This is a genomic window from Paenibacillus sp. FSL K6-2859, from assembly GCF_038008265.1.
GTDB classification, from domain to species: Bacteria; Bacillota; Bacilli; order Paenibacillales; family Paenibacillaceae; genus Paenibacillus_AQ; species Paenibacillus_AQ nitricinens.
The window spans coordinates 4,582,638-4,595,017 of record NZ_JBBOYU010000001.1 but is presented as its reverse complement, the minus strand read 5'-3'; the positions used below and the strand labels follow the sequence as shown (position 1 = coordinate 4,595,017).

Annotated in this window: 11 protein-coding genes; 8 read left to right on the top strand and 3 right to left on the bottom strand. The window is 41.6% G+C overall.

What is annotated here, in order from left to right:
- Positions 1-2: 2 nt before the first annotated feature.
- Positions 3-2,345: an ABC transporter permease gene (locus tag MHB64_RS20570; protein ID WP_341135283.1), complete on the top strand. Its 2,343-nt coding sequence runs from the start codon at positions 3-5 to the stop codon at positions 2,343-2,345.
- Positions 2,346-2,432: 87 nt separating this feature from the next.
- Here the strand turns inward: MHB64_RS20570 and MHB64_RS20565 are convergent, their stop codons facing one another.
- Both MHB64_RS20565 and MHB64_RS20560 read right to left on the bottom strand, forming a co-directional pair.
- Positions 2,433-2,861 carry a VOC family protein gene (locus MHB64_RS20565; RefSeq protein WP_042189935.1) on the bottom strand — a complete coding sequence of 143 codons (429 nt, stop codon included), beginning with the start codon at positions 2,859-2,861 and terminating at the stop codon, positions 2,433-2,435.
- Between the two features lie 188 nt (positions 2,862-3,049).
- Positions 3,050-3,448, bottom strand: a complete 399-nt coding sequence (locus tag MHB64_RS20560; protein ID WP_094870196.1) for a DUF2871 domain-containing protein — start codon at positions 3,446-3,448, stop codon at positions 3,050-3,052.
- Between the two features lie 349 nt (positions 3,449-3,797).
- Between MHB64_RS20560 and MHB64_RS20555 the strand changes: the two genes are divergently transcribed.
- Complete coding sequence (locus MHB64_RS20555) at positions 3,798-4,013, top strand: hypothetical protein (RefSeq protein ID WP_234532155.1); 216 nt, start codon at positions 3,798-3,800, stop codon at positions 4,011-4,013.
- A gap of 117 nt (positions 4,014-4,130) precedes the next feature.
- Here MHB64_RS20555 and MHB64_RS20550 read toward each other — a convergent pair whose 3' ends face one another.
- Positions 4,131-5,096, bottom strand: coding sequence for an NAD(P)H-dependent flavin oxidoreductase (locus MHB64_RS20550; protein WP_094870195.1), 966 nt, complete (start codon positions 5,094-5,096; stop codon positions 4,131-4,133).
- A 208-nt stretch (positions 5,097-5,304) separates the two neighbouring features.
- Between MHB64_RS20550 and MHB64_RS20545 the strand changes: the two genes are divergently transcribed.
- The 6 genes from MHB64_RS20545 (at position 5,305) to MHB64_RS20520 (ending at position 12,374) form a co-directional block, all read left to right on the top strand.
- Positions 5,305-5,967: an MgtC/SapB family protein gene (locus MHB64_RS20545; RefSeq protein ID WP_042189928.1), complete on the top strand. Its 663-nt coding sequence runs from the start codon at positions 5,305-5,307 to the stop codon at positions 5,965-5,967.
- A gap of 502 nt (positions 5,968-6,469) precedes the next feature.
- Entirely contained in the window at positions 6,470-7,627 is a 1,158-nt protein-coding gene (locus MHB64_RS20540; protein WP_341135282.1) for an ROK family transcriptional regulator, read from the top strand.
- Between the two features lie 30 nt (positions 7,628-7,657).
- Positions 7,658-8,662 (top strand): asparaginase, encoded by a 1,005-nt coding sequence (locus tag MHB64_RS20535; RefSeq protein WP_094875560.1) that lies wholly within the window; start codon positions 7,658-7,660, stop codon positions 8,660-8,662.
- Between the two features lie 89 nt (positions 8,663-8,751).
- On the top strand, positions 8,752-10,356 hold the full coding sequence (locus MHB64_RS20530; protein ID WP_094870192.1) for a glutathione ABC transporter substrate-binding protein: 1,605 nt from the start codon (positions 8,752-8,754) through the stop codon (positions 10,354-10,356).
- Between the two features lie 113 nt (positions 10,357-10,469).
- Positions 10,470-11,393 carry an ABC transporter permease subunit gene (locus MHB64_RS20525; RefSeq protein ID WP_094870191.1) on the top strand — a complete coding sequence of 308 codons (924 nt, stop codon included), beginning with the start codon at positions 10,470-10,472 and terminating at the stop codon, positions 11,391-11,393.
- A gap of 69 nt (positions 11,394-11,462) precedes the next feature.
- Positions 11,463-12,374, top strand: a complete 912-nt coding sequence (locus MHB64_RS20520; RefSeq protein WP_094875565.1) for an ABC transporter permease — start codon at positions 11,463-11,465, stop codon at positions 12,372-12,374.
- Positions 12,375-12,380 lie beyond the last annotated feature (6 nt).

Here is a 12,380-nt window from a genome sequence, read left to right as displayed (position 1 = left end):
GGATGAGAAGCTTAATAGGGAAACTTGCTTGGTCCAATATTCGCAAAAGAAAAAGTGCAACGATTACGCTCTTCGTATTGATCATGATAGCTGCGCTGCTGTTGAACATTGGTCTCACGGTCAGCTTGAAGCTTAATTCTTTTCAGCAAGAAAAAATGACTGAATTAAAGACTCCAGAATTAAGTGCATATTTTGCAAAAGATGATCATCTAAAAGAGTACGAGGGGCTTGTGGATAGTTATCCATATACCGAATCTTGGGAGAATGAAGCAGCGATTCTATTAGCAGACGCAAAAATGAAGTATGGAGAAACGGATACAACTGTAGCTTTTATAATTCTCAATGCGGATACACCGCGGACAATGGGACTATTCAAGACTATTACCCCGCTCGAATCTAGGGATCCGAACTTGATCTATCTGCCTTATTTATTCCATGTAGGATCGGGGTATGAGCTAGGTGATAGCTTTTCTTTTGTATACAATAATAACCAATTCTCTTATACCATCGGCGGATTTATTGAGGAGCCACTACTAGGGACGTTAACGAATGGAGCTTTAAAAGTATTTCTAAATGATGAAGGCTATAAGCAATTGGAGGAACGTCTTGGAACTGAAGCTCAGTATAGCTTTCTATCAGCAGATGTGACCGATCCTTCAAAGGATGTAAAGCTGGAACAAATGATAAGTGAGCGGATTTTTGCCTCAGGAATTAAGAGTCCATTTCAAGTAATGCGGGCGGAAGTCGGACTCGAAGGGAACCGTGTTTTTGTTAATCTTTTAGCAGCTATTTTGATCGTATTTGCACTTATTATGGTTCTGATTTCGCTTATTGTAATCCGGTTTCAAATATTAGGACATATTGAAGATAACTTGACTAACATCGGTGTTTTAAAGGCGAATGGTTATACCTCATGGCAGATCAAAAACTCGCTTCTCCTTCAGTTCACCGCGGTTTCCATCATCGCAGCTATACCGGGAGGAGGGGTAGCTGGGTTAGTTATGCCCTTGGTAGGGAATATGATTTCGTCTTCGATCGGGCTGCTGTGGCCTGTATCATTTGAAGTGGGCAGTGCAGCGCTTAGTTTGGTTGTCGTCTCTGGACTGGTTGCTATTGTTACTTATTTGTCGAGCCGGCGAATTCGGAATATTACTCCGATTGCTGCTTTGCAGAGCGGAATCCATGCTCACAATTTCAAGCGGAACCCTATTCCACTCGAAACATCCCGAATGAATCTGCAATTCAGCTTAAGCCTTAAAGCTTTATTAAGACAGATGAAACAGAATATGATGATCATATTGATTGTTGCCGGATTAACCTTTTCTAGTATTTTTTGCTCTATACTGAATTTCAACTTTAAAGGAGATACCTCCGCCGTTATAAAGTTGGTAGGCATAGAACGAAGCGATTTCATGTTGTTGCCAAAGAACGGAGATCTGCAGCAGGGGATGTTTAGTGAATTAGAAGCTATGCCAATAGTTAAAAAGTTGACTGTATTGGATAGCCTGGCCGCTTCGATCAAAGATACTAACTTTATGCTTCGAGTGTCAGACGATTTTAGCCAGCTGGAGACGCAAACAACATACAAAGGCAGGCAACCCATTTATGATAACGAAATTTCGATTTCCGGTGTTATTGCAAAATTGGAGAATATAAATGTAGGGGACGAGGTTCCGGTCACTTTTAATGGTGTAACGGTGAATTATTTAGTCAGTGGTCTAAGCCAGCAGATTAATCAACTTGGGATGGTAGCGAGCATGACTGGTGATGGAATGAAAAGACTGCAACCGGAGTACACCCCTCAGTCCATCAATGTGTATCTGAAAGACGGGGGAGATTCCAATGCTTTTGTGAAGGATCTGGAAGCGCGTTTCCCCGGACAATGGAGCATTACTAACGTTCGAGAAGCGATGGATAGTACACTTAATACTTTTACCTCAGCAGTATCTTCTATGACAGCGGTGATTACTGTGGTTACGATTTTTGTAGTCAGTCTAATTTTGTATTTAGTGATTAAGACGTTGATTATGAAACGTAAGCGGGAATTCGGCATTCTTAAAGGTATCGGATATACCACCTTTAATCTAATGACACAGATTACGTTCAGTCTTTTTCCGGTGATTGTAGTTGGAGTAGTGCTGGGGAGTTTAGTGGGGTATATTTTCTCGGATTCGGCGTTTGTATTATTGCTTTCAAGTCTAGGCATCTATAACGTTCAGCTGGCGGTTAGTTTGCCTCAAGTGCTTCTACTGTGTGCGGTCATTCTAGTAGTTGCTTATGTGGTATCCATGCTAGTTGCAAGACGGATTCGGAAGGTTAGTGTATATGATTTGATTATGGACTAAGCGCTTGAACAAGAAACAACGAGTTGGAGGTAGGCCGCACCTGTATTAATAGGTTTCGCAGCCACTCCATACTCGTTGTTATTTTTATTACATATTCATTCGTCCGTCATCATAATTGAATTGCCAATCGATGCCGAATTTATCTTTTAGACTGCCATAACACGAGCTCCAGAAGGTTTCTTGTAATTCCATGCCTACTTTGCCGCCTTCTTTAAGCTTATGGAAATATTTTTTTATGCCATCCAAATCCTTACTTACTACCGAAAGACTTATGTTGTTTCCTTCCACGAAAGGCATGCCTGGAAAAACATCAGAGAACATTACATTACTGCCTTCGATATTCAAGCGAGTGTGCATAACTAAATCTTTGGCTTCTTCAGGAAGAGTGAAATTGGGATCGGGTGGTGTTTCGCCAAAGGTCATGATTTGTGGACGTTCAACACCAAACACCTCCGCGTAAAATTCTGCAGCTTGACGACAATTCCCGTTGAAATTCAGATAAACATCGATAGACATTACTTCACTCCTTAAAAGTTTTGGTGGCATCGAAAGCATAGTTTAAAGTTAAAATTTAAGATATCTCGCGACTTCCATATTGTATCATTTACCAGTGTATAAACAAATATACTTATAGTCTCATTTGGTATGAACTTAAATATGACTAATCAAAAGAGCCGCTGGAATAAGATCCAGCAGCTCTTTCCCTATGATTTAATTCGTTTACCGAGCAGAATTAGTAGCCATATGATACCAGCACCTACTATGGCATGGCCGAGACCTGCAATATGCGGTAAGAAGCTGATATCAGTCCCGTTAATTTGCAGCATCCCGCGAGTGGCCATAGTACCGATCGTGATCAGGAGACCAATGTTATATACAATGTACCATGCACCAAAGGATTTAGCCTCATGGATATTAAATAACTTGGCCAGGATCAATGCGATTATAAAGAAGAAGAAGCCCAGTACAAGGATATGAGTATGAAGTGCAACTAAGATGGTGTTTCCTTCAAAATCATTCATTTTGGTAATTTCACGATAAGCAACACCCGCTATCAAACCAAGAATGGCATAGAAAAAAGAAGTGTAATACAATTTTTTCATGATCATGACTCCTTTATGTTTATTGTTATATTGAAATCATATCTTGCAAATAAGAACGCAGTATGAACAAATGAATATGTAGTGATTAATTTCACGAAATTGACAAAATTTAAACTCTTAAGCATGTCCCACATAGTTTCCACACAATATTCATCTATAATCATTAATATTATTGAACCCCACTATTCATTGGATTCAGGGTGTTCGATGGCACGGGAGGATGAATATGAAAAAAGCGGATTGGATTATAGCCATTCTAGTTATGGGAATGGGTCTGATGTGCATGTTGGTTTCAGCAAATTTTTTTCGTATTGATTTTTTCCGTATTATAAAGTAGGAGATGGTTTTTTTGAAAAGAGGAGTATTTGCAGTAATCTGTGTAGTTATTTTGTCATTTGGAATTGGAACAGCAGCTTATGCTGCCGGGTTTGCTCCAAGCACTTTTAAAGAGATGTTGCCCTTTATGAAAGAAAGACATCCTAACTTAGGTGATTCCGAGCTAGAACAAATGTATAAGAGCTGTCATCAACAAGAGGGCATTTCTAATACTCGTGGAATGATGTAAGGCGATGTTGATATAGAATCAACTTATATTTAACGCCTTTTAAAAAGAGCTCTTTGTTGCATACAACAAAGGGCTCTTATTTTATCTGTATTATCGCATAAGCATCGTATTATAATCTTAAGTTGCGGGGTTCAATGCTCCTTGATACTCATGCATTAAATTGTCGATTATCTGCTGTACGGACAATATCTCTTTAATCTCATGAACTCTGGACCCGGCAAACACTAACCCGTTCTTAACATCTCCCCTAAGGGAAGTTAGCAGAGATTCCATGGTACAAAAGCGATGAGAACAAACCTTTAGACAATTAGAGCATTTGGCTATTTTTAATTTGGCATCATCACTAATGCGTTCTGTGAATTCATTACGAATTGCTCTGCCATCTAGCCCCACTGTAGACTTAATTAGAATAGTATCGCCTTGCTGGGCATCTACATATTTTTGCTTAAAGGCCAGTGGAGCATCACATTCATGGCTCGCCACGAAACGAGTCCCCATCTGAACACCAGAAGCTCCAATCCGAAGGGCTTTTGCGATATCTTCTCCTGTCAGAATTCCACCAGCAGCAATTACTGGAATCGAAACGGCTTCTACAACCTCAGGAAGAATTTCGAACATGGATCTCTCTGTACCCAAATGGCCCCCAGCTTCAAATCCTTCCACTACGACTGCAGAGGCACCAAGTCTTTCGGATATTCTGGCTAATTTGGCGGAGGAAACAATAGACACCACAGGTGTACCATACTCTTTACCCCAAGCATAAATATCTCTGGAAATCCCGGCTCCAGAAATAATAAAGTCCACTTTTTCTTCCAAAGCGACCTTCATTTTTTCGGCAAAATCCTTCATCGCGAATAGAACGTTCACCCCGATATATCCAATCCCTTTTGAGAGCTCTCTTGTTTTGCGAATATGCATTCTCAGTTCATCAGTGGTGATTCCTGTACCAGAAATGGTGCCGATCCCACCTGCATTGGCTACAGCAGCAGCTAAGCCACTTAAGGATATGCCTACGCCCATACCCCCTTGAATTACAGGAACCTTGGATTTAATATGCCCAAATTGGATTGTTGGCAGTTTCATATACGCACCTCTTTCACGAGTTGTAGACCGTAATACAATGTCTACTGGAGTAACAGCTATAAAGGTATCACAGTTAAATCTTTGCAGATGTGACTGTGCGCATGCTCAAACTATGTTAAATATCATGTCCATCATATAGGAGGGGGAAATATAGAAATCCGTTTATGATACAATAAATAGCAATATTAAAAGGAGAGAAGGACTATGTATGGAGTTTGAATATTTACTTCGTGTAGTTGGAGCTGGAATTTGTGGTGTTTTAGTTGGCTTTGAACGAAAAAGCCGGATGAAAGAAGCGGGAGTTAGAACGCATTTTATTGTTGCTTTAGGTGCTGCACTTATGATGATCATTTCAAAATATGGATTTCAGGATCAAGCGGATTGGTCCTATGTTAAACTCGATCCCGCACGTATAGCTGCCCAGGTAGTAAGTGGAGTGGGATTTCTTGGTGCAGGAATGATTTTCATGCATAGACACACTGTGAAGGGCCTGACAACTGCAGCGGGGATCTGGGCAACGGCGGGACTAGGGCTGGCGATTGGATCGGGCCTATATATTCTGGGTGGAGGAGCAACAATTATTATCTTACTCGGGCAAAAGATTTTGCATGGACGATACAGTTGGCTGGCCTCACCGAAAACGCAACAGATTGTGATCTGTCTGACTAATTCAGAAGGAGCCGTGAGTAGAATTCAACAGCTCCTTGAAGAAAAAAATATTACCATTTTAAGCTTTCATGCTGAAAATAATAGTCTTGCCTCCGAATTGAATTTAGAAATAATCGTAAAATTTCCTGAATCGTTTAATGCTGTGAAATTGTTGTCACTGATACAAGAGGACGCGTCTGTTAAGGCAGTAGAGTTTCAATAATTTTTTAACACTCGCATCAAAAGTTGGTTTCTATATGAAGAACTTGCTTTTGATGCGGGTGCAATCTCCATTTCACAAAATCCGCGCACAATTCTACCCTTTTTCCAATATTCAGATTCACAAAACTTCTGCATCGATCCCAAACCTCTTTTTGTTTTTGAGATATTTCCACCACTTCTAAATTAAGTTTTTCCTATTTATAGTTTCCACTCGTCTATTATGAGAGAGTTTTGGTCTTTAGTGTTATGTTTATGTCATGTATTTGAGGAGATTGTTATAAAAATCACATATTAAACGCTTTCATTTATTTCGAATAAAAAAATATGTCATTTATATTGACATACAATCAATGAGCCTTTATTATTAATCCCATCACTGGAGAAACTAAACTGAAATTTAATCAAATATTACATTAGCGTAGCTTAATTGGCAAATTTTTTCTTATTTTTATAGTTTTATTAGTTTGATTAATGCACTGAAGAAAATAATTAGGAGAATGTCTGTGAAAAAGCACGATCAGGATTTTATGAAGCGGCAAAATCGTTTGACGGTCTTCGAAATCATAAAAAATCAACAACCAATTTCTCGCGCTTCCATCGCCAAACAAACGGGTATGAGTCCTACAACTGTAAGTCGGATTGTTGGGGAATTAACTGAACAAGGGTATCTACTGGATTCGGATCAGGTATCTTCAGGATTAGGTCGGAAATCAACGTTGCTTGCTATGGTTGACGCTTCTGTGTTGTCGGTTGGGGTTGAACTGGATCGTAGTCTTATGATTGTAGGTATCGTAGATTTGCAAGGTAAGCTTCTTTGCAGCAGGCAATATCCGCGTACTCCGGACGAGAGTCCAGACAAGACACTGGAACGAATCAAAGAAGCAATTGAACAACTGACACAGCAGCATGTGATTGATAGAACTCGAATCGTCGGTATTGGCGTTGGACTTCCTGGCATTGTGAATAACGAAGAAGGGATTGTCGTCTTCTCGGTTCAGCTTGGATGGAAGAATGTACCCTTAGCTAAACGCCTAAAGGAACTAACCGGTTTTGAAATTGCTGTGGATAATGAGCTGAAGGTTAGAGCTCTTGCTGAACATCTCAAAGGTGCTGCTGTTGGATCTGTCCGTACCGCACTATTGGGCTTCGGGCAAGGCGTTGGCTCGGCGATGATCCTTGAGGGAGAGATCTATCGCGGGGTGATGAACAGTGCTGGTGAAATAGGGCATACGACAGTGGATCCTAACGGAATGATGTGTGAGTGCGGTAAGGCGGGTTGCTTACAGACCTATATTAATATCAGCTCATTGTTGTCAGAAGCCAATCGGATTCGTCCGATTCGCACAATCGAGGAGTTGTTTGAAGCAAAAGATGCAGGAGAGCATTGGGCGGTTCATTTGATTGAGCGAGCACTCATGTATATGGCGATTACCATCAACAATGTCGTATGCATGTATAACCCCGATAGTGTGATCCTGAGTGGAGAACTCGTTGACAAATTTCCGGATGTTTATGAAGCAGTCGAGAAGCTATATCTTTCACGCTTCACATGGGAACCCCTTCGTGGGTCTTTCACCATTCATCGTTCGATGTTGAACGAGAATGGTGTAATTATCGGATCTGGACTACTATCGCAAAATCGTTTTTTCGCATTGGATTAAAAATAAATACATCGAAGGAGGCCTGTACAGATGGGATTTACAACATTAGTAGAAGAATATCGCGGTGGCTTACTAGAGAATGTACATTACGGTGCAGTTAGTGTGGTCGATGAGAAAGGTAATATTTTGTATAAAGCAGGTAATCCGGAGCATATAACCTATCTTCGTTCAGCAGCTAAACCATTCCAAGCTTTACCGGTTATGAAGCGTCGGATCGATGAAGTTTATGGTTTGACAAGTAAGGAAGCCTCACTCTTTACTGCTTCGCACCGGGGAGAGGCCTTTCATATTGAAGCACTTGAATCTCTTTTTCAGAAAATGGGCTTAAAAGAAGAGGGACTTCATTGTTGTTCTACATACCCGCTGAATGAGGAAGCCAAGGCAGAGCGCCATCGGGCGAATGAGCCGACTCGTAAAATCTTTCATAATTGCTCAGGTAAACATGCAGGGTTAATGGGCCTTAGCAAATATATGGGTTGGGATATAGATACTTATTATGATCCTAACCATCCCGTGCAACAGGAAATCATTGATATTATGGCTTATATCGCAGAAGTATCGAAGGAATCCATTCCTCAAGGGATTGATGGCTGTGGTCTTCCTATCTTCGCACTCCCTCTTCATAAAATCGCTTATTCCTATTTAAAGCTAGCCTGTCCTGATTTGATTGAGAATACGGAAATACGTAACGCAGCTGCTGCGACTGCAAAGCTTATGAACGATAATCCAGTGATGATTGCAGATACGAAATTCGTCTGCTCGGAGCTTCTAAAGGATGATAATCTTACGGCAAAGGGCGGCGCTAAAGGTGTATATGGAATTGGTCTCCGAAAGGAGCGAATCGGTATCTCGCTAAAAGTATCCGATGGTTCTGAGCAAGTCTGGCCTTGTATCATCGCATCGATTCTGGAACGTTTAGGCTATAGCAATCAAGATACGATTGATCGTTTATACGCACTCGTGCCGAACACTATTGTTAATGATGGCGGCACAGTTGTAGGCGAACGCCGTGCTGTATTCCAATGGGAAGTCTGATTATAAGGATCGAGAATAATCTTCAAGTCTCATGAATAATTGGACTGGGAGCTTTTCTAATACATCGTTTCTAAAGGGGAGTGTATAACATGAAAGTCAAAGGAAAAGTATGGTCAATGTTCATGCTGCTGCTTATTACAGTAGTAGTGACTGCAGGGTGCGGCAACAAAGCAAACAACGAGGGACAAGGCGGCAATACCGCTGGTGGAACTGAAACTAGCACCCCAACTACAAAAAATGATAAAGACATTGTAATTGCCATCAATTCTAACTTTATTACGCTGGACCCTCATAACGCAAGCGATACACATTCAATCAGCGCTGCCAGAACGATGTACGAAGGTCTAATGGGTTTTGATGAGAATATGAACGTTGTTCCTGTTCTTGCTTCAAGCCACACTATTAGTGAAGACGGATTGGTATATACATTCACTCTGCAAGAAAACGTTAAATTCCAAGACGGCACTGATTTTAATGCCGAAGCAGTGAAGGTGAATATTGCCCGTATTCAGGATGAGAAGAATAATCTGAGACTGCGCAAAAGCTTCGCCAAGGTGGCCAAAGTGGAGACTCCTGATGCCAAAACCGTGGTTATTACACTCAGCGAGCCATACAACGCATTTTTAAACAAGGTTGCAATGGCGCCTATCATTAGCCCTAAAGCTATAACAGAGAATGGGGCCGATATTTCAAAAAAACCTGTAGGTACTGGCCCATTTAAGTTCAAAGAGTGGGTGCAAGGTGATCGTCTAGTTGTTGAGAAGAATGCGGATTACTGGCAAAAAGACTTGCCGAAAGTGGACAGTATCACCTTTAGACCTGTACCAGAGAATGGATCACGGATTGCGATGCTAAAAACTGGTGAGGCTGATTTCATTTATCCAATGCCAACCGAGCAAGTATCCGAGGTTGAAGGTCTTGAAGGAATTACTGTAGATACCATCGATTCTACCATTGTTCGTTATGTAACGTTAAATACGATGAAAAAGCCTTTCGATGATGTAAAGGTACGTCAAGCCATTAACTATGCTATCAACAAAGAAGCATATATCAAGGTTGTGAAATCGGGTCTTGGCGCTAAGCTTGATTCCACGATGTCTTCCAAAACACAATATTACTCCCAACAAACAGGTTATGACTATGACATTGAAAAAGCTAAGCAACTGCTTGCTGAAGCGGGGTATCCAGACGGATTCGAAACCGAAATTTGGGGAGAAAACGAATCTGAAACCATGAAGGGTATGCAATTTATTCAACAACAGCTAGCACTTGTAGGCATCAAGGTAGAAGTGAAGTCTATGGAAGGCGGTACATTGTCTGACCAAATTAATGCTGCTAAAACACCTGAAGAAGCAAAAATTCAAATGTGGTATGTCAGCTGGTCTCCATCCTCCGGTGATGCAGATGGTGCTACTAGAGGTTTGTTCAGTAGTGAAATGTTCCCACCAGCTGGCTCGAATACAGCTTATTATAAAAATGAAAATGTAGATAAATGGATTGCGGAAGCAAACAAATCTGTTGATCCGGAAGCGGCTAAATCTATTTATGCAAATATTCAAAAAACAGTATGGGAAGATGCTCCTTGGGCATTCATGGGCGTTGACCAAATCATCTCAGGCAAAAGATCTAATCTGGAAGGTGTTAAAGTCTTCCCGGATGGTTCCATTAATGTCCTAAATGCAGAAGTGAAATAATTCAAGTCAAACGCAAGATTTAATTTCCCAAGAATTGAACGAGGCCGCTTCTTAAGAATGGTAGGAGGCGGCCTCAGTTAAATCATTTGTCGATACTGAAGGGGGCTTATGAGTTGGGTAGATATGCTTTACAAAGACTCCTCGGGGTTATTCCGTTGCTATTCATTGTATCGGTATTAGTCTTTCTGTTTATTCACTTAATTCCGGGCGATCCGGCCCGGCTTATTGCGGGTAAAGACGCCACACTTGAAGAGATTCATGGCATTCAAGAGCAACTAGGTCTCAATCTGCCGCTGTGGAATCAATACATAAACTACATGAGCGATCTACTGAGTGGTAATCTGGGCAATTCGATTCGATCAGGGATTCCAGTAACCGATATGCTAGAAAGTAGAGTAATGCCTACCTTGTGGTTAACGTTTCTCAGTATGGCTTGGGCGCTTGTCATTGGTCTTCTAATTGGTGTTATTTCAGCGGTTTATCGCAATAGATGGCCTGATCACTTAGGCACATTGACAGCCATTTCGGGGATGTCGATCCCTGGATTCTGGTTAGGTTTGGTACTCATTCAGATTTTCTCGGTAGAGCTTGGCTGGTTTCCGACCGGTGGTGTGGATTCCTGGAAGTCTTATATTCTTCCTTCCATTACACTTGGAATGGGGATTATGTCGATGCTGGCTCGTTACTCTCGGTCATCGATGCTAGAAACGTTACGGGAGGATTATATCCGAACAGGACGTGCGAAAGGCTTACGCGAGTATGTTGTTATTAGCAGGCATGCGCTGCGTAATTCTCTTATTCAGGTCGTTACTGTAGCTGGACTTCAATTTGGGTTCTTGCTTGGTGGATCGGTAATGGTTGAGACAGTTTTCAGTATTCCTGGTCTTGGAAGACTGCTGGTGGATTCCATTTTGTTCCGGGATTATACAGTTATTCAAGCTTTGCTGCTGCTGTTTTCAACACAATTTATCCTTATCAATTTAATTGTAGATTTATTGTATGGCGTACTTAATCCGAAAATCAGGTTTTCTCAGTAAGCTAGAGTAACTGAGAAACAGAATTACGATAGTTTTCTGGAGGGTGAATATAGGATTAGGAGGGATATCATGAGCGACAATTCGGCGGTAATGGGAACTAATTCCCCTATACCCGGAGAGGTAATAGCCCCGGAGAAAACAAAAGGCCGCGCGGGTGTTTTTATTCGCAAGTTCAGCAAACAAAAGATGCCCCTTGTGGCTGCATTTTTTATCATATTGCTTTTTTTAATTGCCATTTTCGGGCCATTTCTGACCCCTTATAATCCAGATGAACCGAACTATGATGCGCTAATGCAGGGCCCGTCTGCCAAGCATTGGGCGGGAACGGATGAATACGGCCGTGATATTCTAAGTCGCTTAATTGATGGTACAAGGTTGACTTTGGCGGTCAGCCTGAGTTCCGTATTGATTGCAGGTGTACTTGGAACCATCCTTGGCCTTATCAGTGGATATTATGGCGGTTGGCTGGATCGGATTATTATGCGTGGCAGTGACGTATTGTTCTCATTCCCTGATTTACTGCTTGCCATTGGGATCGTCGCTATACTTGGGCCTGGTTTATCCAACGTTGTGATTGCAGTTGCAGTCTTCGGTACACCCTCGTTTGCCCGCATTATCCGGAGCGTAACATTGTCTGCGAAGGAAACGTTGTTTGTTGAAGCAGCCCGTTCAATGGGTGCGAAGAATCGCCGAATCATTTGGCGACATATTTTTCCTGAAACGGTCCCTAGTATTATCGTTAATCTATCCATGAAAATTGGCGGGGCAATCTTAGCCGCTGCGTCATTAAGCTTTCTTGGAATGGGTGCGAAGCCAACGGAGCCCGATTGGGGGGCAATGTTAAGCATGGGGCGCGATTATTTAAGTATTGCTCCACATATCGTTTATTTTCCGGGTTTAGCTATATTTTTGACAGTACTTGCATTTAACCTGGTCGGGGACGGACTGCGCGATGCTCTTGATCCCAAAATGAAAAACTAAGGAGGG